The sequence below is a fragment of the Streptomyces sp. NPDC001848 genome (genome assembly GCF_042891915.1).
Classification (GTDB): domain Bacteria; phylum Actinomycetota; class Actinomycetes; order Streptomycetales; family Streptomycetaceae; genus Streptomyces.
The window spans coordinates 71,125-91,337 of record NZ_JBIATP010000004.1 but is presented as its reverse complement, the minus strand read 5'-3'; the positions used below and the strand labels follow the sequence as shown (position 1 = coordinate 91,337).

Annotated in this window: 18 protein-coding genes; 10 read left to right on the top strand and 8 right to left on the bottom strand. The window is 71.7% G+C overall.

Annotated elements, in window-relative coordinates; translation table 11 throughout:
• Positions 1-102: 102 nt before the first annotated feature.
• Positions 103-1,557 carry a S1 family peptidase gene (locus tag ACFYZJ_RS09410; protein ID WP_388564767.1) on the bottom strand — a complete coding sequence of 485 codons (1,455 nt, stop codon included), beginning with the start codon at positions 1,555-1,557 and terminating at the stop codon, positions 103-105.
• A 661-nt stretch (positions 1,558-2,218) separates the two neighbouring features.
• Here ACFYZJ_RS09410 and ACFYZJ_RS09405 point away from each other — a divergent pair.
• From ACFYZJ_RS09405 to ACFYZJ_RS09390, 4 genes are all read left to right on the top strand, one after another.
• Positions 2,219-2,434 carry a type A2 lantipeptide gene (locus tag ACFYZJ_RS09405; RefSeq protein WP_388564764.1) on the top strand — a complete coding sequence of 72 codons (216 nt, stop codon included), beginning with the start codon at positions 2,219-2,221 and terminating at the stop codon, positions 2,432-2,434.
• Positions 2,435-2,526: 92 nt separating this feature from the next.
• Positions 2,527-3,333: an HlyD family efflux transporter periplasmic adaptor subunit gene (locus tag ACFYZJ_RS09400; RefSeq protein WP_388564761.1), complete on the top strand. Its 807-nt coding sequence runs from the start codon at positions 2,527-2,529 to the stop codon at positions 3,331-3,333.
• Positions 3,330-5,564: an NHLP family bacteriocin export ABC transporter peptidase/permease/ATPase subunit gene (locus tag ACFYZJ_RS09395; protein WP_388564759.1), complete on the top strand. Its 2,235-nt coding sequence runs from the start codon at positions 3,330-3,332 to the stop codon at positions 5,562-5,564. The genes ACFYZJ_RS09400 and ACFYZJ_RS09395 overlap by 4 nt, the downstream gene beginning before the upstream one ends.
• Positions 5,565-5,566: 2 nt before the next feature.
• Entirely contained in the window at positions 5,567-8,383 is a 2,817-nt protein-coding gene (locus tag ACFYZJ_RS09390; protein ID WP_388564756.1) for an NHLP bacteriocin export ABC transporter permease/ATPase subunit, read from the top strand.
• Between the two features lie 3 nt (positions 8,384-8,386).
• On the opposite strand, the gene ACFYZJ_RS09385 is transcribed toward ACFYZJ_RS09390, so the two are convergent.
• From ACFYZJ_RS09385 to ACFYZJ_RS09375, 3 genes are read right to left on the bottom strand one after another with little or no spacing between them, the layout of a single operon-like run.
• Complete coding sequence (locus ACFYZJ_RS09385) at positions 8,387-8,917, bottom strand: SRPBCC family protein (protein WP_388564753.1); 531 nt, start codon at positions 8,915-8,917, stop codon at positions 8,387-8,389.
• A gap of 26 nt (positions 8,918-8,943) precedes the next feature.
• On the bottom strand, positions 8,944-9,126 hold the full coding sequence (locus ACFYZJ_RS09380) for a hypothetical protein (protein ID WP_388564750.1): 183 nt from the start codon (positions 9,124-9,126) through the stop codon (positions 8,944-8,946).
• A gap of 34 nt (positions 9,127-9,160) precedes the next feature.
• Positions 9,161-9,643 carry a VOC family protein gene (locus tag ACFYZJ_RS09375; RefSeq protein WP_388564748.1) on the bottom strand — a complete coding sequence of 161 codons (483 nt, stop codon included), beginning with the start codon at positions 9,641-9,643 and terminating at the stop codon, positions 9,161-9,163.
• A 122-nt stretch (positions 9,644-9,765) separates the two neighbouring features.
• Here ACFYZJ_RS09375 and ACFYZJ_RS09370 point away from each other — a divergent pair, with 122 nt between their 5' ends.
• The 3 genes from ACFYZJ_RS09370 (at position 9,766) to ACFYZJ_RS09360 (ending at position 12,316) form a co-directional block, all read left to right on the top strand.
• Positions 9,766-10,962 carry an epoxide hydrolase family protein gene (locus ACFYZJ_RS09370; RefSeq protein WP_388564745.1) on the top strand — a complete coding sequence of 399 codons (1,197 nt, stop codon included), beginning with the start codon at positions 9,766-9,768 and terminating at the stop codon, positions 10,960-10,962.
• Between the two features lie 111 nt (positions 10,963-11,073).
• The gene (locus tag ACFYZJ_RS09365) at positions 11,074-11,712 is read left to right on the top strand and encodes a ClpP family protease (RefSeq protein WP_388564742.1); all 639 of its coding nucleotides are present in this window, start codon (positions 11,074-11,076) and stop codon (positions 11,710-11,712) included.
• 1 nt (position 11,713) lies between these two features.
• On the top strand, positions 11,714-12,316 hold the full coding sequence (locus tag ACFYZJ_RS09360) for a ClpP family protease (protein ID WP_388564740.1): 603 nt from the start codon (positions 11,714-11,716) through the stop codon (positions 12,314-12,316).
• Between the two features lie 102 nt (positions 12,317-12,418).
• On the opposite strand, the gene ACFYZJ_RS09355 is transcribed toward ACFYZJ_RS09360, so the two are convergent.
• Positions 12,419-12,850, bottom strand: coding sequence for a helix-turn-helix domain-containing protein (locus tag ACFYZJ_RS09355; RefSeq protein ID WP_388564737.1), 432 nt, complete (start codon positions 12,848-12,850; stop codon positions 12,419-12,421).
• Positions 12,851-12,981: 131 nt separating this feature from the next.
• Between ACFYZJ_RS09355 and ACFYZJ_RS09350 the strand changes: the two genes are divergently transcribed.
• Positions 12,982-14,265, top strand: a complete 1,284-nt coding sequence (locus ACFYZJ_RS09350) for a streptophobe family protein (RefSeq protein WP_388564734.1) — start codon at positions 12,982-12,984, stop codon at positions 14,263-14,265.
• Between the two features lie 17 nt (positions 14,266-14,282).
• Here the strand turns inward: ACFYZJ_RS09350 and ACFYZJ_RS09345 are convergent, their stop codons facing one another.
• The gene (locus ACFYZJ_RS09345) at positions 14,283-14,693 is read right to left on the bottom strand and encodes a hypothetical protein (RefSeq protein ID WP_388564732.1); all 411 of its coding nucleotides are present in this window, start codon (positions 14,691-14,693) and stop codon (positions 14,283-14,285) included.
• A 296-nt stretch (positions 14,694-14,989) separates the two neighbouring features.
• Here ACFYZJ_RS09345 and ACFYZJ_RS09340 point away from each other — a divergent pair, with 296 nt between their 5' ends.
• Positions 14,990-15,379: a nuclear transport factor 2 family protein gene (locus ACFYZJ_RS09340; protein ID WP_388564730.1), complete on the top strand. Its 390-nt coding sequence runs from the start codon at positions 14,990-14,992 to the stop codon at positions 15,377-15,379.
• Here ACFYZJ_RS09340 and ACFYZJ_RS09335 read toward each other — a convergent pair.
• Both ACFYZJ_RS09335 and mgrA read right to left on the bottom strand, forming a co-directional pair.
• Positions 15,376-17,907: an ATP-dependent Clp protease ATP-binding subunit gene (locus ACFYZJ_RS09335; RefSeq protein ID WP_388564728.1), complete on the bottom strand. Its 2,532-nt coding sequence runs from the start codon at positions 17,905-17,907 to the stop codon at positions 15,376-15,378. The two genes, ACFYZJ_RS09340 and ACFYZJ_RS09335, sit on opposite strands and share 4 nt — an antisense overlap.
• A gap of 225 nt (positions 17,908-18,132) precedes the next feature.
• Complete coding sequence (gene mgrA / locus ACFYZJ_RS09330) at positions 18,133-19,122, bottom strand: L-glyceraldehyde 3-phosphate reductase (protein WP_388564725.1); 990 nt, start codon at positions 19,120-19,122, stop codon at positions 18,133-18,135.
• A 125-nt stretch (positions 19,123-19,247) separates the two neighbouring features.
• On the opposite strand from mgrA, the gene ACFYZJ_RS09325 reads away from it, so the two are divergent.
• Positions 19,248-20,147: a LysR substrate-binding domain-containing protein gene (locus ACFYZJ_RS09325; protein ID WP_388564722.1), complete on the top strand. Its 900-nt coding sequence runs from the start codon at positions 19,248-19,250 to the stop codon at positions 20,145-20,147.
• Positions 20,148-20,213: the final 66 nt, after the last annotated feature.

The window sequence follows — 20,213 nt, the reverse complement described above, 5'->3', positions numbered from 1 at the left end:
GCGCGCAGCCCCTCGGGCGGCCCCGTGCACGGAGCGGTCCGGCCCTCCCGCCGGAGGGCCGGACCGTTCCACCGACCGGGGGGAACCGTCGGCGCTTCCCGGTCAGTGGCTCGACAGTCCGGAGCCGTCGCCGACGCCGCTGCCCGACTGATTGCCGGCGTTGCCGGTCTGGCCGGACTGCCCGGACTGGCCGGACTGCCCGGACTGATCGGCGGCCCCGGCCGACTGGTCGCCGGGGCTCGCCGACTGCTGACCGGCACCGCTCTGGTCACCGGCACCGGCACCGCTCTGGTCACCGGCACCGGCACCGCTCTGGTCACCCGGGCTCGCCGACTGGTCGCCGGCGCCCGCCTGGCCACCCGGGCTCGCCGACTGGTTACCCGCGCCGGCCCCCGCACCCGCTCCCGCGCCGCCGGCGCCGAGCGTCGCGCCGGTCGCCTGGAGCGCCGCGGTCACCGGCTGGAAGAAGGTCTCGCCGCCGGAGGTGCAGTCGCCGCTGCCGCCCGAGGTCAGGCCGATCGCGCTGCCGTCCTTGGTGAACAGCGAGCCGCCGCTGTCACCGGCCTCGGCGCAGACGTTCGTCTGGATCAGCCCGGTGACGGTGTCCACGCCGCCCGGGTTCGTCTCGCTCTGGAAGTTGACGGTGGCGTCGAGCCCGGTGACCTGTCCGTCGTGCAGCCCGGTGGTGCTGCCCATCCGGAAGACCTGCTGTCCCACCACCGCATCGGCGGCCTGGGTGATCTGGACCGTCTGCCCGTTGCCGACGTTGACCTCGCTCGGCGCCTGGGTCTTCGGGTCGTCGTACTTGACGAGGGAGAAGTCACCGTTGCCCGGGAAGGTGGCCTGGTCGACGGTGGCGATCGGCTGGCCGTTCTGGGAGTCGGACCACTGCTTCGCCGCGACTCCGCAGTGACCGGCCGTCAGGAACGCGGGGCTGCCGTCACGTGCGGTGACGTTGAAGCCGAGGGAGCAGCGGACGCCGCCGCCGTTCGCCTGCGCGAAGATGGCGTCGCCGCCCGACACGAAGGTCTTGAAGGTGCCCGCAGACTTCTTGACGGTCGCCACACCCGAGCCGAGGCTCTTGACCGTCGACTGGAGCGTGTTCCACCTGGAGCCGGTGACGGTGCGGTCGGCGGTGACCCGGATCTCGTTGGTCCTGGGGTCGACGGACCACGCGGTGCCGGGGATCGTCGCCTTGGTGCGCAGCGTCTTGGCGGCGGCCTGGAGCGTGGCGGTGCTGTTGTGCACCTGGTTGGGGACCGCCCCCGCCTTTCTGACGGTGTCGGCGACCTTGCTGTCGCCACCGACCACGTTGACGACGACCTGCTGCTTGTCGGCGTTGTAGTAGGAGCCCGCGAAGGCGTCACCCAACTGCGATGCGAGCTGCTTGGCGACGAGGGAGACCTCGGTCGCCTTGAACGTCTTCGGCGTGTCGCCCGACGCCGAGTCCGTCTGGGACGCGTTGGCGTTGGGCAGCAGAAGGGCCGCAGCTCCGAGCGCCGCCACGCTTCCAACCGCGATCGCGGCCTTGCGCTTGGGTATGCGTTTGTGACTCAACTCTCGACCTCCTGGGGACGGGGTCCGTTGCCGCCGTCCGGCAGCTGACTGGGGCGCCTGGATGCCCGTTGATACGCGCGTGTCCGGTGGGGCGTTCAACCGACTTTGCAACTGGCTGAGTTGGCGTATGCGAAAGCGTGAAATAGGTGGCAAAGGCGCCCGCCGGGCATGGCCGAGCGGAAGAATCGACTCACCCGAGGGGGGCCACCACACTGCGCTACCAGTCGGTAACCCTGCGTTCGCCACACCGGGCCGAATCCCGGCTTCAGGGAATCTGCACATCGAATGCGCAAGCGAGTCACCGTGCGCGACGGATCTCCACAGGCGTCCACCAGGCGCCGCGCCATTGAACCCGGACTGTCCCATTCCATGTCGGGGCGGCAAGAGGCCGTGCGCGACGATGCCGCGCAGCATGTGAAGAAGTCGGCACCAAGACGTGCGCGGGCCTGCACGGAACAGCGCTCCGGAACGTCAATTGCCCAGGTGAGAGCGGTGGTTGATTGGAATCGCCGCGCTCCGCCGTGCTTTGATCCGTTGCACTGCGGGGGCCACCCCAAGGGCCCCGGCGACGGGTGCCCGGCGCTCGCGGATCGCGGCCGACCGTCTGTCCCCAGAGGGGCCGCTCCCCCTTGTGAATATCCATACGAAGGGAAGTTCCATCATGAACTCCACCCCCCAGGTTGAGACCGCCGAGATCTCGGACGCCGACCTCGACGCCGTGTCCGGTGGCCTGTCGATCAACGCCGTGAGCACCGCGACCGGCCTGGTGGACAACGTCGCCCCGGTTTCCGGCCTGGTCGGCACGGCCGTCGGCACCGTCGAGGGTGTCACCGGCCTGAACACCGCCCCGGTCACGAACCTGGTCGCCGGTCTCTGATCGCACCTTTGTGCCGCTGAGTCCCGGAACCGCTTCCCGGTTCCGGGACTCTCGGATGCCGTGATTCTTCTGGAGTAGGTGAGGGAAGTTCCGTGCAGTTCCGCCAGCAGGCCCTCGCCAAGCTGCAGTCCCCCGAGGAGCTCGACCTCCCGGTGCGCTTCGCCCGCCCCCAGGGCTGGCTGGTCCTGACCGTGACGGTGGTCGCCATGGCCGCCGCGTCGGTGTGGGCCGTCACCGGCTCGGTGGCCTCCACGGTCAGCGCGCCGGCCATCCTCACCCACGCGGAGGGCAGTTACCTCCTGCAGAGCCCGGTAGCCGGACAGGTCACCGCCGTCCTCGCCGAGCAGGGCGAGCGGCTGCCCGCGAACGCGCCCGTCCTGAGGGTCCGTACGGAGCAGGGTGAGTCGGTGGTCCGCACGGTCGCCGCGGGCCGCATCACCGAACTCGCCGCCACGATCGGCCAGATCATCCGCACCGGGGCGGACATCGCCGCGGTGGAGAAGGTGGAGCACGCCTCCGACCCGCTGTACGCGACGGTGTACGTGCCCGCCGAGAACGCCGCGTCGATCCCCGCGAACGCCGCCGTCGACCTCACCGTCCAGTCGGTGCCGGCCCAGCAGTACGGCGTGCTGCGCGGCCATGTGCGGTCCGTGGACCGCACGGCCCAGTCGGCCCAGCAGATCGCCGCGTTCCTCGGGGACAGCCAGCTGGGCGAGCAGTTCACCAGGAAGGGCCGCCCGGTGGCCGTGCTGGTAAGTCTCGACCCGTCGTCCGGTACGAAGAGCGGCTACCAGTGGTCGTCCGCGGACGGCCCGCCGTTCCCCCTCTCCTCCATGACCCTGGCCACGGGTTCGATCCGCATGGCCGATCAGCGTCCCGTCGATTGGCTCCTGCCGTGACCGCTCCCCAGGACACCCTGCCTCCGGTCCGGGGCAGGCGCCGCGCCGCGCCCCCGAAGCGCGCCGTGCCCACGTCCCGTCGGAAGGCCGTCCGCACCCCCACCGTGCTGCAGATGGAGGCCGTCGAGTGCGGCGCCGCCTCCCTGGCGATGGTGCTCGGCCACTACGGCCGGCACGTCCCGCTGGAGGAACTGCGCATCGCCTGCGGTGTCTCCCGCGACGGCTCGCGCGCCAGCAACCTGCTCAAGGCGGCCCGCAGTTACGGTCTGACGGCCAAGGGCATGCAGATGGACACGGCCGCGCTCGCCGAGGTGAACGCACCGGCGATCCTGTTCTGGGAGTTCAACCACTACGTCGTCTTCGACGGCATGGGGCGCCGCTTCGGCCGCCGGGGCGTGTACGTCAACGACCCCGGCAAGGGCCGCCGTTTCGTGCCGATGGAGGACTTCGACACCAGCTTCACCGGGGTCGTCCTGGTGATGGAACCCGGCGAGGGTTTCACCCCGGGCGGCCGCAGGCCGGGCATCCTGGGCGCGATGCCGGCCCGGCTGCGCGGCACCGCGGGTACCCTGCCCGCCGCCGTCCTCGCGAGCCTGCTCCTGGTCGTCGTCGGTGCCGCGCTGCCCGCGCTGAGCCGCACGTACATCGACATGTTCCTGATCGGTGGGCAGACCTCCCTGCTGGGCGTGCTGTTCGCGTCGATGGCCGCCTGCGTGCTGCTGACGGTGGTGCTGACCTGGCTGCAGCAGGCGAACCTGTTGCGCGGCCGGATCATCTCCTCCACCCTCTCCAGCGCCCGCTTCCTGCGGCATCTGCTGCGGCTGCCGGTGACCTTCTTCGCCCAGCGCAGCCCCGCCGACCTGGTGCAGCGGCTGCAGTCCAACGACGCGGTCGCCGAGACCCTGGCCCGCGACCTCGCGGCGGCGGGCGTGGACGCGATCGTGGTGGTGCTGTACGCGGTGCTGCTGTACACCTACGACCCGCAGCTGACGTTCGTCGGCATCGGCGTGGCGCTGCTGAACGTGGTGGCGATGCGGGTCGTCGTACGGCTGCGGGCGACCCGCACGGCGAAGCTGCGCGCGGACACCGCACGCCTGACCAACACGGCCTACACCGGCCTGCAGTTGATCGAGACGATGAAGGCGACCGGCGGCGAGGACGGCTACTTCCGCAAGTGGGCGGGCCAGCACGCCACCACGCTGGAGGAGCAGCAGCGGCTCGGTGTGCCGAGCGCCTGGCTGGGCGTGGTCGCGCCGACGCTCGCCACGCTCAACAGCGCGCTGATCCTGTGGATCGGCGGGATGCGGGCGGTCGAGGGCCATATCTCGGTGGGTCTGCTGGTCGCCTTCCAGGCTCTGGTGACCCGGTTCACCGCGCCGCTGACGCGCCTGAACGGGGTGGCGGGCCGCATCCAGGACTTCGCGGCGGACGTGGCCCGTCTGAAGGACGTGGAGAACTTCCAGGCCGACCCGCTCTACGGCCGCTCCGGCGGCGGCGCGTCGACCCGGCGGCTGCACGGGCATGTGGAGCTGGAGAACATCACGTTCGGCTACAGCCCGCTCGACAAGCCGCTGCTGAGCGGCTTCAGTCTGACCGTCGGCCCGGGCCAGCAGGTGGCGCTGGTGGGCGGTTCGGGCAGCGGCAAGTCCACGGTGTCCCGGCTGATCGCGGGCCTGTACGCGCCCTGGGAGGGCGAGATCCGTATCGACGGGCAGCGCCTGGAGGACATCCCGCGCGGCGCGCTCGCCGCCTCGGTCTCCTTCGTGGACCAGGAGGTCTTCCTCTTCGAGGGCACGGTGCGCGACAACGTGGCGCTGTGGGATCCGTCGATTCCGGACGACGCGGTGGTCGCCGCCCTGCGCGACGCGGCCCTGTACGACGTGGTGATGCGCCGCCCGGGCGGTATCCACAGCCGGGTGGAGCAGGACGGACGGAACTTCTCCGGCGGGCAGCGTCAACGCCTGGAGATAGCACGGGCGTTGGTGCGCGACCCCAGCATCCTGGTGCTCGACGAGGTGACCAGCGCGCTGGACGCGGAGACCGAGCAGACCGTGATCGACAACCTGCGCAAGCGCGGCTGCGCCTGCGTGGTGATCGCGCACCGGCTGAGCACGGTGCGCGACAGTGACGAGATCGTGGTGCTCCAGCACGGCACGATCGTGGAACGCGGGCGGCACGACGCCCTGGTGGCGGCCGGCGGGGCGTACGCCGAGCTGGTCAGGGAGCGGTGAGGATGACGGCGGTGCACGAGGGCGACGTCGTCCTGGGCGCTCTGGGCGCGATGGGCGCCCCCATCGACTGCTCGGGCCTGAGCCGGCTCGACCTGGAGGGGCCGCAGGTGCTGTGGCTCGTCGCGTCCGGCGCGCTGGACCTGTTCGCCGTGGACGCGGCGGTACAGGGCCACTGGCACCACCTGGGGCGTCTGGAGCCGGGTTCCCTGCTGCTCGGCCCGGTCGCGGGTCCCCAGCACACCCTGGTCGCCCGGCCGGTGCGCGACTGCGTGGTGCGCCGCATCCAGCTGCGCGAGCTGTACCAGCAGGCCGACACCCAGACCTGGTCGTACGACGAGTACGGCAACCCGCAGTACGTACCGCCGACGACGAGCCCCCTGGAGTACGCCCTCGCCCTGGGCGTCGGCAGGAGCCTGTCGATCCTGTTCCAGGCGCCCATGGCCACCGAACGGGCCGCCGACATCACCGACGACGACGTGTTCTGGATGCAGGTCCCGCCGGGCAGCGTCCAGTACGGCTCCCTGTACGGGACGGAGGCCGCGGCCGACCTGCTGATGGACCCCGCCGTCTGGCAGGGCATGGTCGACCAGCAGTACCGCCTCCTCGCCACCCTGGACCGGTGGATCGAGCAGCTGGAGCGCACCCACGAGACCCGTACCGCGGCCGGTATCAAGGCGGGTGAGGCGGTCCGCGCCCAGGCCGACCGGACGCTGCTGGCGTCCATCGGCAAGTCCTCGGAGCGACGCACCACGGCCGCCGACGCCGACGCCACGTACGCGGCGTGCAAGCTGGTGGCCCGCGCGGCCGGCATCACCCTCGCCGAACCCACGCGGAGCGGCGCCGAGAGCGACCGCCTCGACCCGGTGGAGCGCATCGCCGTCGCCTCCCGGATCCGCACCCGGGCGGTGCGGCTCGACGGGCGCTGGTGGCACGAGAACGTCGGTCCGCTGGTGGGTCACCGGGCCCTGTCGGGGGCGCCGGTGGCGCTGCTGTGGCGGCGTGGCGGCTATGTCGCCGTCCACCCGTCGTCGGGGCGCGAGACACCGATCGAGAAGGCGAACGCGGCCGAGTTCGCGCCGCGGGCGGTGATGTTCTACCGCCCGCTGCCCGACCAGCGGCTCGGTCCCCTCGGGCTGCTGCGGTTCAGCATGCGCGGGACGAGCGGCGACCTTGTCAACCTGCTGCTCAGTGGGCTGGTGACCGTCGCGATCGGCGCGCTGGTGCCGATCGCCACCGGCAAGGTGCTCGGCGAGTACGTGCCGAAGGCGCAGGAAGGGCTGATCGTCCAGGTCTGCCTCGCCCTCATGGTCACCGGCGTGGTGGCTGCCGCCTTCATGCTGCTGGAGAACCTGACCATCCTGCGCCTGGAGGGGCGGATCGAGGCGACCCTCCAGCCCGCGGTGTGGGACCGGCTGCTGAGGCTGCCGACGAAGTTCTTCACCCAGCGGTCCACCGGTGAGCTGGCGAGTGCCGCGATGGGGGTCAGCGCCATCCGCCGGCTGCTCGCCGGAGTCGGTCCGACGGTGGCCCAGTCGGTGACGGTCGGGGCGATGAACCTGGGGCTGCTGCTGTGGTACAGCGTGCCCATGGCCATGGCCGCGATCGGCATGCTCGTGGTCATCGCCGCCGTCTTCCTCGGGCTCGGACTGTGGCAGGTGCGCTGGCAGCGGCGGCTGGTTCAGCTCTCCAACAAGCTGAACAACCAGGCGTTCCAGACCCTGCGCGGTCTGCCCAAGCTGCGGGTCGCGGCGGCCGAGAACTACGCCTACGCCGCCTGGGCGCGGGAGTTCGCGCGCAGCCGTGAGCTGCAGCAGAAGGTGGGCCGGATCAAGAACCTGACGACGGTACTGGGCGCGGTGTATCTGCCGGTGTGCTCGCTGCTGCTGTTCATGCTGCTGGCCGGCCCCGCGAGGGGCGCGCTGTCGGCCGCCGACTTCCTCACCTTCAACACCTCCATGACCATGCTGCTGACCTCGGTCACCCAGCTGACCGGCGCGTTCGTGTCGGCGGTGGCGGCGCTGCCGCTGTTCGAGGAGATCCGGCCGGTGCTGGACGCCACCCCCGAGGTGCGCACGGCGAGCACCCGGCCGGGGGTCCTGTCCGGGGCGATCGAGGCGCGCAGGCTCTCGTTCCGGTACGCCGACGACGGTCCCCTGGTCCTCGACGACGTGTCCTTCGAGGTCAAGCCGGGTGAGTTCGTGGCCATCGTGGGTCCGAGCGGCTGCGGCAAGTCGACGCTGCTGCGGCTGCTGATCGGCTTCGACAAGCCGGTGTCCGGCAGTGTGCTCTACGACGGCCAGGACCTCGCGGCACTCGACCAGTCGGCGGTGCGCCGCCAGTGCGGGGTGGTGCTCCAGCACGCGCAGCCGATGAACGGGTCCATCCTGGACGTCATCTGCGGCACCGAGCCGTACACCCCCGAGGAGGCGATGGCGGCGGCCGAGATGGCGGGCCTCGCCGAGGACATCCAGCGGATGCCGATGGGGCTGCACACCATCGTCCAGGGCAGCGGCGCGATCTCCGGTGGCCAGCGGCAGCGGCTGATGATCGCTCAGGCGCTGATCCGTCGGCCGCGCATCCTGTTCTTCGACGAGGCGACGAGCGCGCTGGACAACGAGACCCAGCGCAAGGTCATCGAGTCCACCCGCGCCCTGAACGCCACCCGGATCGTGATCGCCCACCGCCTGTCCACGGTGCTGGACGCGGACCGGGTCATCGTGATGGAGGACGGCAGGATCATCCAGCAGGGCCCGCCCGGCCTGCTCCTGGCCGACACGACCGGCCGGCTGCACGAGCTGGTGCGGCGGCAGCTGGCGTGACGGTCATGCGTCGGCGCCCGGAACGGGCGCGCCCGAGGGGATCCCGGCTTCGACATAGGCCTCGTAGTACGCCTTCCAGGGCGCGCTCGGCCCGGCGTGCGGCTCCTCGGAGCGCTCACCGCGGGCCTTCGCGTCCAGGGCGGCGAGGCACACCTCCCAGCCGGCGCCGTTGCGGGCGGCGGTGTTCTGCTCACCCAGGACGTTGGTGAGCGTAAAACGGGTCCGCTTGTCGTCCAGCGCCTCCAGGTCGAAGCGGAGTTCGTCACCGCCCCACGCGAAGGACAGGTGCCGGGGCGCGTCCACGGCTCGGACGGTGCCGGTGGACTCGGGCATGTTCGGGTCCCCGCTGAACCGGACGTCACCACCGGGGCGCAGATCGAACTCGGCGCGGGACGGGAACCACTGGGCGAGTTCGTCGGGATCGGTGACGAAGCGCCAGACGTGGTCGATCGGGTCGTCGTAGACACGGCTGAAACGGACGGCGGGGCGGCCGTCGTCGAGGGTGAGGTAGGAACCGGTCAGTTCGGCGGCCATGGCGGATCAGTCCTTCGCGGGGGGGATCACCGGGAGTTCTCGGCGTGCCGCCACCGTACCTCCGCCCGATCGGCAACGGCCTGCTCGTCGGCCTCCGCCGGGCGGGCGGTGAGCTGGTCGCCGCCCGGCCGCATCGGCGGCGCGGTCGCGCCGGGCGGCGCGGACGGCCATGTCGCCCTCGCCCGGCATGGCCGGGGCAGCCGGCTCACCCCGTCACGGTGGCCCGCCGTTGCTCCGCGGTGGCTACTCGTCCGCGTACGCCTTCTCCAGCGCGGCGATGTCGAGCTTGCCCATCGCGAGCATCGCGCGGGTGGTGCGGGCCGCCTTCTCCTGGTCCGGGTCGCCGATCATGTCGATGAGCCCGTCCGGGATGACCTGCCAGGACACGCCGTACTTGTCCTTGAGCCAGCCGCACGGGCCCGGCTCACCGCCGCCCTCGGTGAGCTTGTTCCAGTAGTAGTCGATCTCCTCCTGGTTCTCGCAGTAGATCTGGAAGGAGATCGCCTCGTTGAACGTGAACTGGGGTCCGCCGTTCAGAGCGACGAACTTGTGTCCGTTGGCCGTGAAGTCCACGGCGATCACGGAACCGGCGGGCCCGGGCCCGGCCTCCGTGTAGCGGCCGATCCGTCCGATGCTGGAGTTCTTGAAGATCGACACGTAGTGGTGCGCGGCCTCCTCGGCCTGGCCGTCGAACCAGAGACAGGTGGTGAAACCCTCGGTGGCCATGTCTACCTCCTGGAGTGTGGAAGCGGTCACCTGTACAGACCGATCCTCGCCCCGAAACTCATCGGCCGGACCGCGGATTAATCCGTGTGGCGGGCTCGGTGCCCGGAATTAGCATCGCGGTCATGACGTCACCCGCCGAGAGCATCCGGCCCTTCCGTCTCGTGATCCCGCAGAGCGACCTCGACGATCTGCACGACCGGCTCGACCGCACCCGCTGGCCCGACGAGCTGCCCGGTGTGGGGTGGGCGTACGGGGTGCCCCGCGACTATCTGAAGGAGCTCGTGCGGTACTGGCGCCACGACTACGACTGGCGGGCCGCCGAGGCGCGGCTGAACGCGTGGCCGCAGTTCACGACGGAGATCGACGGCGCGCACGTCCACTTCGCCCATGTGCGCTCCCCCGAGCCGGACGCCACCCCGCTGGTCCTCACGCACGGCTGGCCGGGGTCGATCGTGGAATTCCTCGACGTGGTCGGGCCGCTCACCGACCCGGCCGCACACGGTGGTGATCCCGCCGACGCCTTCCACGTGGTGGTGCCGAGCATTCCGGGGTTCGGGCTGTCCGGGCCGACCCGGGACACCGGCTGGGAGGCGGGCCGGGTCGCCGACGCGTGGGTGGAGCTGATGGACCGGCTCGGCTATCGGCGGTTCGGCGCGCAGGGCGGTGACTGGGGCGCCGGCATCTCCCGCGAGCTGGGCCGCGCCCACCCGGAGCGGGTGATCGGTGTCCATCTGAACCTGCTGCCGGGTGCCCAGCAGACCACCGAGCCCACCGCCGCGGAGCTGGCCGCGCTGAGCCCCGAGGAGCGCGAGCGCACGCTGACCTCGTGGCGCCGGTGGGAGGTGTGGATGCGTGAGGGCGCGGGCTACGCGATGCTGCACGCCACCCGGCCGCAGACGTCGGCGTACGCGCTCACCGACTCACCCGTCGGTCAACTCGCCTGGATCGTGGAGAAGTTCCAGGAGTGGACGGACTCCGAGGAGCTGCCCGAGGAGGCCGTCGACCGGGACCTGCTGCTGACCAACGTGATGCTGTACTGGCTGACGGGGACCGCCGGTTCGTCGGCCCGGATCTACTACGAGCGGGCACACGCCACCGGCCGGGCCGCCGCGCCCGCCGAACCGTCCAGGGCCCCGACCGCACTGGCGGTGTTCCCCGCCGAGATCCAGGTCCCGCTGCGGCACAGGGCGGAGCGCACGGAGAACATCGTGCGCTGGACGGAGTTCGGCCGGGGCGGGCACTTCGCGGCCATGGAGGAGCCGGATCTGCTGGTGGAGGACGTGCGGGCGTTCTTCAGGCAGCTGCGCGAGAGGGGCTGAGACCGGAGTTCGGCCCGTGGCGAATTCGCGGCGGGCAGAGAAACCGCATCAGGGCATCTCCCGAAGCCGACAGTGGAGTCGACGGCACCCGTGCCATGGAAAGGAGACCCGATGACTCCACTCACCACCCTCTCACCCCGGGCGGAGGAGGGCGACACCCCGCCCAGCCGCTTCGACGACCACCTCGCCGCGCAGTTGCTCGCCCAGCGGATCGTGTTCCTGGGCACGCAGGTCGACGAGGTGTCGGCCAACCGGGTGTGCGCACAGCTGCTCCTGCTGTCGGCGGAGGACCCGCGAACCGACATCAGCCTGTACATCAACAGCCCCGGCGGGTCGGTCACCGCGGGGCTGGCGATCTACGACACCATGCGTCTCATCCCGAACGACGTCTCGACGCTGGTGATGGGGTTCGCCGCGAGCATGGGGCAGTTCCTGCTCACCGTAGGGGCGCGGGGCAAGCGGTTCGCGCTGCCGAACGCGCGGATCATGATGCACCAGCCGTCGGCGGGCATCGGCGGCACCACCGCGGACATCGAGATCCAGGCGGAGAACCTTCAGTTCACCAAGAAGGCCATCGAGCGGATCACCGCCGAACACACCGGGCAGAGCGAGGAGACGATCGCGCGGGACGGCGACCGGGACCGCTGGTTCACGGCCGAGCAGGCCCGCGAGTACGGAATGGTGGACCGGGTCGTGGAGTCGCTCGCCGACGTCCGCCCGGCCGCGTCGCGCCGACGGATGGGGTTGTGACATGGGGTCGTACACGGTTCCGTACGTCATCGAGCGGACCGCGCAGGGCGAGCGGTCCTACGACGTCTTCAGCCGGCTCCTCAACGAGCGGATCATCTTCCTCGGCACCGAGATCGACGACGGGGTCGCCAATGTGGTCATCGCGCAACTGCTGCATCTGGAGTCGTCGAACCCGGAGCACGAGATCTCGATCTACCTCAACTCGCCCGGTGGGTCGTTCACTTCCCTGATGGCGATCTACGACACGATGACGTTCGTGCAGTCCCCGATCTCCACGTTCTGCGTCGGGCAGGCGGCGTCGACGGCTGCGGTACTGCTGGCCGGAGGTGACCCCGGGCGGCGGTTCGTGCTCCGACACGCGCGGGTGCTGCTCGGCCAACCGGCCAGCGGCGGACGGCAGGGCACGGTAGCCGACCTCAGCCTGGCGGCCAAGGAGATGGTCCGCATCCGCTCCCAGGTGGAGGAGGTCCTGTCCCGGCACACGCACCACGACGTGGCGACACTGCGCGCCGACATGGACCGGGACAAGGTGTTCACCGCCGAGGAGGCCGTCGCCTACGGGCTCGCCGACGAGGTGCTGAGCCGGCGGCTCGCGTTCGTCTGACCCACCGGCGCGGTCGGGGCCGGAGGCCGGCGACCCGGCCGGTACGGCAATGGTGCGCACCCGTCGTACCGGCCGGCGGCCGAGTAGCCGCCGTCGGTGCGGTCAGGCGGCGAGGCAGAGGCCGTCGTACCGCGCCGTGGGCGACCTGTGACCCCGGCCCGCCCGGCTCCGGGCGTTCCGGGCCAGCTCGTCCTGGGCGAGCGAGAGCAGGTCGGCGAGGCCGAGCCCGAGGGCCTGGGCGGCGGCCGCGAGGACTTCGGAGGAGGCCTCCTTGCGGCCGCGCTCCAGCTCGGACAGGTACGGCATCGAGATCCGGGCCGCTTCCGCGACGTCCTTCAGCGTGCGCTCCTGGGCGAGCCGCTCGCGCCGCAGCACATCACCGACGAGGTCGCGCCACAGGGGCTCCTTGGGCGCGGGTGGCTGTGGGGCCCCCGTCGGTCGCTGCGGGGTGCGGGTCGCCCCTGCGGAACCGGGCGGGGCGGTCTGCGGGCGCAGGGGAATGACGCGGGCTTCGTTCGGCGCATGAGTGCTCACCCCTTCAGCCTAGGGATCCGGGGCGTCACGGGAAGTCAGCGGCGTTCTGCCCTGAGTGAAGCCGTGCGGCCCGGCCGGGGCGCCGGGAGCCGGTGAACCCTTCCGGTCGCGACAGGCCCTAGCGTGGCGGTGTGAGCGTCCCGACCTCCCACGACCGGGCTCCCCGTACCGGCGGTCCGGCCCGCGCACCGCACGGCTGGGTGTGGGCCGGCGGCACGGTGCTGGCCGGGCTGGTGGTCATGGGTGCGCTCGCCGCGCTCGGGCTGTGGGCGGCGGGCGGCAGCGACATCCCGGAGGACGGGTTCCCCCGCGTGGTCGTGGCCGTGGTCGTCGCCGCGGTCGGCGGCAGTGTGAGGCTGGCGGGCGACGCGGGTGCGCTGGCCGGCACACGGGCGGGGCTGACCGTGATGCCGCTGTCGGTGACGCTGGCCGGGGCGCTGGTGGTCGCCGCGGGGTTCCTGCGCCCGCTGCGGCACCGGTCCGTCACCGGCGGGCGTGAACTGGCGGGCTGGGCCGGGCGGATCGCCGTGCTGTGGCTGGTGGCACTCGTCGGCCTCGCCCTGGCGGCCCGCCACACCTTCACGGTCCCGCTCGGCACCGGAACGATCGGCGACATCGGCAGCCTGTTCGGGATCTCCCCGAGGATCGGCTTCGCCGCGGACCTGTGGCCTACGGTGCTGTTCGGTCTGCTCTGGCTGGCGGGCGTGCTCGTCCTCGCCCTGCTGGTGGCGCGGGGTGCGCCGCTGCCGGCCCGGCTGCTGCACCTGAAGGAGTCGGTGCGACCCGCCGCCTGCGCCATGGTGGCCCTGCTGCTCGCCCAGGTCGCCCTGGGCGCCGTCGTCGCGCTGGTGGTGGCGGCGACCCGCGGGCACCCCGCCGAGACGTTCGCGCTGATCCTGCTCGGGCTCCCCAACCTGGTGTGGCCGGTGCTCACCCTCGGCATGGGTGCCACCTGGCACGGCCGGGTGGCGGGGCCGTTCGGGCTGCCCATGCCGCATCTGCTCGACGAGGTGCTGCGCACCCCGGACATCTCGACGCTGAACCTGAGTGCGCTCGCCCGGTACGACGGACGGGTGTGGTGGCTCGTGGCCGTGGACGCCGTGCTGCTGATCGCCGCCGGGTTCGTGCTCGGGGTGCGCTCACCGACGTGGACGCGGCCGTGGTGGCACGCCGTGCACATGGCGGTCGCGCTGGTCGCGGCGGTCCTCGCCATCTGCCTGCTCTGCCGGGTCTCGGCGCACTACGGCCTCTCGCTCCTCGGGGTCGGCGACCTCGGCGGAGGGCTCTCCGGCGTCCTGTTCCTCAGACCCCGGGTCGGGACGGCGCTGGGGCTCGCCGTGTTGTGGGGACTTGTCACCGGGTTCGCGGGCGGGCTGCTCGCGAGGCGGGTGCGGCGACGGGGTGGGGTTCGGTGACGTTCGGGGCCATTCGATCAGGCCACCGGGGTGGACAGCGCGGGCACGAACCGTTGCATGCGCAGCGCGTCCACGGACTCGGCGAGCAGTTCGTACTCGGTGGTGTCGTCGCTGACGGCGACGCGGACCAGCCGTCCGGCCGCCAGTTCCTCGGCCACCCTCTCCTGCTGCCCGACGTCCTTGCACCAGGCACGCAGGACGGCCGGCACGTCGGGGACCGTGTCGGCGACGGGGGCGATGGAGTTCGGGGGGAAGAGCGGGTTGTCCGGGTGCGGGTCGAGCCGTTCGGCGATCCAGGAGGCACGGTCGCGCATCCACCACAGGGCGAGCGCGAGCGTGGGAGCACGGTAGGTGCCGAGGGGGACGCCGACCCGTTGCCCTCCGCAGATACCGTATGCCGTGACATGGCACAGGAACTCGTCGTGCACGATCGCTCCCCCCGTGCGGTAGCGCTTTCTATCGTGACCTGGGTCACCCGCTCCTTCGAGTATCGCCACTCCTGACACTCTGTCACCATGCGGTTTCAGCCAGTCTCTTGGCATATTCACGGCCGCCCTCTGGCCGAAACGAGCCGCCTCAGCCCGGCGTACCTCCGCTTACCCGGGAGGTAATCGACGCCACCAGGCCTGTCCGGGCATCGTTGCGGTGTCGGCTCCCGCCCGGCACCACACCCCGGGATCCGGCTCCTGACCAGCACATGTGACCTCGTTGGAGGCTGATCGCCATGTCCGCAGAGACCAACCGCTACGAGTCCGCCGTCGCCCGCTACTTCGAGGCGTGGAACACCCGTGACGCCCAGGCCCTGGCGAAGGCTGTCGCCGCCGCCTGGACCGCGGACGGAACCTACACCGACCCCCTGGCCGACGTCGGCGGCCACGAGCAGATCGCGGCCGTGATCGCGGGAGCACACGCACAGTTCCCCGGGTTCTCCTTCCGGCTCACGGGCGCGGTCGACGGACACCACGACCTCGCCCGGTTCTCCTGGGAGTTGGTGAGCGACGCGGACGGTTCGGCGCCCGTCGCCGGCTCGGACGTGATCACCCTGGACGCCGAGGGGCGTATCCGCACCGTGCACGGGTTCCTGGACCGCGTGCCCGGGGAGGTGGCGGGCTAGGAGATGGGTCCGGGCCAGCTCGGAGGCTCCTCCTCGGTGTCCTCCGGGCCGGCGCCCGGCGCTCCCTGTCGCTGTGGCTCCCCCTTCGCCTTGAGGGTGAGGCCCAGTTCACCGTCCGTCACGTCGACGACGACCGTGTCGCCCGGGTTGAGCGTGCCGCTGAGCAGCATGTTCGAGAGCCGGTTGTCGAGTTCGGTCTGGATGGTGCGGCGCAGCGGCCGGGCGCCGTACTCCGGCTGGTAGCCGCGGTTCGCCAGCCACTCCTTGGCCGTCTCGGTGACCTCCAGGCCGATCTGCTGAGCGTGCAGCCGGCGCCGGCTGCCCTCCAGGAGCAGGTCGACGATCCGCACCAGGTCCCGGCGGCCCAGGGCGTGGAAGACGATGACCTCGTCGATCCGGTTGAGGAACTCCGGGCGGAAGTGCGCCTGGAGTTCCGCCGTCAGGTCGTCCCTGATCTCGTCGATGTCTCCGTGGTGGTCCAGGATGTGCTTGGAGGCGATGTTGCTGGTCATGATGACCACGGTGTTGCGGAAGTCGACCGTGCGTCCCTGCGCGTCGGTCAGCCGTCCGTCGTCCAGGACCTGCAGCAGCAGGTTGAACACGTCGCGGTGGGCCTTCTCCACCTCGTCGAACAGCACCACGCTGTACGGCTTGCGGCGCACCGCCTCGGTGAGCTGGCCGGCCTCCTCGTAGCCGACGTAGCCGGGCGGGGAGCCGATGAGCCGGGAGACGGTGTGCTTCTCCTGGAACTCGCTCATGTCGAAGCGGATCATGCGGTCCGGATCGCCGAAGAGCAGTTCCGCGAGCGCCTTGGCGAGTTCCGTCTTGCCGACGCCGGTGGGGCCGAGGAAGAGAAAACTGCCGGTGGGCCGGTTGGGGTCGCCCATGCCGGCCCGGCCGCGGCGCACGGCCTGGGCCACGGCGGTGACCGCGTCGTCCTGTCCGACGACCCGCTCGTGCAGGACCTCCTCCAGCTTCATCAGCCGGTCGCGTTCGGTCTCGGTGAGCTGGGAGACCGGAATGCCGGTGCGGGCGGAGAGGACTTCGGCGATGTCGTCGGGGGTGACGCTGGGCGTGGGTGCTCCGCCCTCGCCGACCGAGGCCAGCCGGCCCTCCAAGTCCGTGATCTCCCACTTGAGTTGGCTCGCGCGCTCGAAGTCCTCGGTGCTGACGGCCTCGTCCTTCTCGCGGCGCAGCCGGGTCAGCCGGTCCTCGAGGTCCGCGGCCTCCGCGGACTCCCCCACGCTGCGCAGCCCGACCCGGGCTCCGGCCTGGTCCATGAGGTCGATCGCCTTGTCGGGCAGGAAGCGGTCGCTGATGTAGCGGTCGGACAGGGCGGCCGCGGCGTCGAGCGCCTCGTCGGTGTAGCGGACCTGGTGGTGGGCCTCGTAGGCGTCGCGTAGTCCGCGCAGGATCTCGACCGTCTCCTCGACGGTGGGTTCGGGCACCATGACGGGCTGGAAGCGGCGCTCCAGCGCGGCGTCCTTCTCGATGCGCTTGCGGTACTCGTCGATGGTGGTGGCGCCCACCACGCTGAGGTCGCCGCGGGCGAGGGCCGGCTTGAGGATGTTGCCCGCGTCCATGGACCCCTCGCCGGTGCCGCCGGCGCCGACGACCGTGTGCAGTTCGTCGATGAAGAGGACGACGCTCTTGTCGGCCCCGGTGACCTCGTCGATGACCTTCTTGAGTCGCTCCTCGAACTGGCCCCGGTACTGGGACCCGGCGACGAGCCCGGCGAGGTCGAGGGCGACCACACGGCGGTCCTTGAGCGCCTTGGGGACCTCCCCGGCGACGATGCGCTGGGCCAGACCCTCGACGATCGCGGTCTTGCCGACGCCGGGGTCGCCGATCAGCACCGGGTTGTTCTTCGTGCGCCGGGAGAGGACCTCGACGGTCTGCTCGATCTCGGCCGCCCGGCCGACCACCGGGTCGAGGTTTCCGGCGCGCGCCTCGTCGGTGAGGTCGCGCCCGTACTCGTCGAGCGTCGGCGTGTCGGGGTGCCCGCCCGGCTCCCGCCCCTGCCGGGGTGCGCCGCCGAGCGCCCCCGGCCTGGCTCCCTCGGCCCTCAGGGTCCGCGCCAGCGGGGAGCGCGGATCGTCCAGGAGCGCTCCGAGGATGTGCTCGGGACCGATGTAGGAGGCGCCGGCCGCCTGGGAGCGGGCGTGCGCCGCCAGCAGGGCGCGTTTGGCCGCCGGGGTCAGCGCGGGCTCACCGGTGCCGGTCCCGGAGGGCAGGGATTCCCGCAGGTCGCCGGCGAGCCTGTCGGGGTCCACGCCCGCCTGCTCCAGCACCTGGCGTGCGGCCGGCACCTGGGTGGCGGCCCACAGCAGGTGGACGGTGTCCAGATCGGACCCGTCCTCGGCCGCCCGTGTGCCGGCGCCGGCGAGCAACTCGTGCGCGGAGTCGCTGAGGAGACGTCCGATCGGAACACGTTGCACGGCCGGCGGTGAGGTCGCCGGGCTCATGCCGAAGAAGCGGTTGAAGAGTTCGGAGAACGGGTCGCCTGACCCGAAGGGTGAGATCGTCACGATGACCACCCGTCCGCGGCCGACACGGCCGCGTCGCCCGCCGTAGTCGAATGCCCGTACCTGCCCAGTCTTGGACACCCGGAACGGCCCCTCAACCGCAGGTCCGCCGACGGCACCGAGACGATTGGGAACGGGGTGCGGGGGTACTCGGCGCCAACACTCGCAGAGCTGTGCGGCCCGGTCAGCCCCCCGGCGGCAGGGTGGTACCTGCCGCCGGGGGGAACCTCACTGCTGGACGATCGCGTCGATCCGCGCCAGCTCCTCCGCGTCGAAGTCCAGGTTGCCGATCGCCGCGACGCTGTCCTCAAGCTGCTGCGGGCTGCTCGCGCCGACCAGGGCGGAGGTGACCCGGCCGCCGCGCAGCACCCAGGCCAGGGCCATCTGGGCCAGGGACTGGCCGCGGGACTTGGCGATGTCGTCGAGGGCGCGCAGCCTGCCCACCAGTTCCTCGGTCACCGCGTCCGAGCTGAGGAACGGGCTGTCGCTCGCCGCGCGCGAGTCCTCCGGGATGCCGTCGAGGTAGCGGGCGGTGAGCAGGCCCTGCTCCAGCGGCGAGTAGGCGATGGAACCGACCTGGAGTTCGTCCAGGGCGTCCAGCAGCCCCTCCTCGGGGCGGCGGTCCAGCATCGAGTAGCGCGGCTGGTGGATCAGCAGCGGGGTGCCCAGCTCGCCGAGGATGCGGGCGGCCTCACGGGTCTGCTCCGGGGAGTAGTTGGAGACACCCACGTACAGCGCCTTGCCCTGCTGGACCGCCGAGTGCAGGGCACCCATCGTCTCCTCCAGCGGGGTGTCCGGGTCCGGGCGGTGCGAGTAGAAGATGTCGACGTGGTCCAGGCCCATCCGCTTCAGGCTCTGGTCGAGCGACGACAGCAGGTACTTGCGCGAGCCCCACTCGCCGTACGGGCCGGGCCACATCAGATAGCCGGCCTTGGTGGAGATGACCAGCTCGTCGCGGTACGGCGCGAAGTCCGCCTTCAGCGCCTCACCGAGGGCGGACTCGGCGGCGCCGGGCGGCGGGCCGTAGTTGTTGGCCAGGTCGAAGTGTGTGACGCCGAGGTCGAAGGCGCGGCGCAGGATGGCCCGCTGGGTGTCGACCGGGCGGTCGGGGCCGAAGTTGTGCCACAGGCCGAGCGACAGCGCGGGCAGCTGCAGGCCGCTGCGTCCGGTGCGGCGGTAGGGCATGGCCTCGTAGCGGTCGGGATGGGCGGTGTACAACGCGACTCCAGAGGGGTTGGCGCACGGTGAGCGGTTCCGGGGAACCGGTCACCACTCTCGCGCCGGCTGCGGGCAGTGGTCCAACAGAAGAATCCGATGAGATTCTGCGGATACGCTTCTCAATCATGGAACTGCGCCACCTTCAGCACTTCGTCGCGGTAGCCGAGGACCAGCACTTCACCCGGGCGGCGGAACGCCTGATGGTGTCCCAGTCGGGCCTGTCCGCGTCGATCCGGGCGCTGGAGCGGGAACTGCGGGCCCCGCTGTTCGTGCGCACCACCCGCCGGGTGACCCTCACGGAGGCCGGGCGTGCCCTGCTCGGCGAGGCGGAGCGGATCCTGGCCCAGGTCCGGGCGGCGCACGAGGCGGTGGCCGCGGTGCAGGGCGTACTGCGCGGCACGCTGGCGCTCGGCGCCGAGCAGTGCATCCCGGGAGTGCATGTGGCGGGACTGCTCGCGGCGTTCCGGCGGCGCCACCCGGACGTGGAGATCCGGCTGCGGCAGGCGGGGTCGGGCGCGCTGGCCGAGGAGGTCGCCGCCGGGCGGCTGGACCTGGCGTTCGCCTACCGCACCCGGGCGGACACCGACCAACTGAGGTCCGTACCGCTGACCAGCGAGCCGATGACCGTGTTGTGCCATCCGGACCACCACCTGGCGTCGCCCGGAGCCGTGCTCACGCCCGAGGACCTGGGCGGGGAGGTCTTCGTGGACTTCCACCCGGACTGGGGCCCGCGCCGCACCACCGACACGGCGTTCTCCGCGGCGGGCGTGCGGCGCACGGTGGCGCTGGAGGTCAACGACGTGCACAGCCTGCTGGACCTGGTCGACGAGAACCTGGGCATCGCGGTCGTACCCCGGCACTTCCGGCACAAGCGTCCGTCGCTGACCGCACTCCCCCTCAAGACCGCGGCCGGGACGGAGTACGAGACCGCCGCCCTGCTGCCGCCCGAGCGGGCCACCGGCCCGGCGGCCCGGGCTCTGATCAGCCTGCTCGACGCCGAGGGTCTGGAGTCACGTCCTCGGTGACGGGGCGGGAGCCGCGTTCCGGGGCCCATGCGGGCCCATCCGAGCCACGCGTTCCGGGCCCCCTCC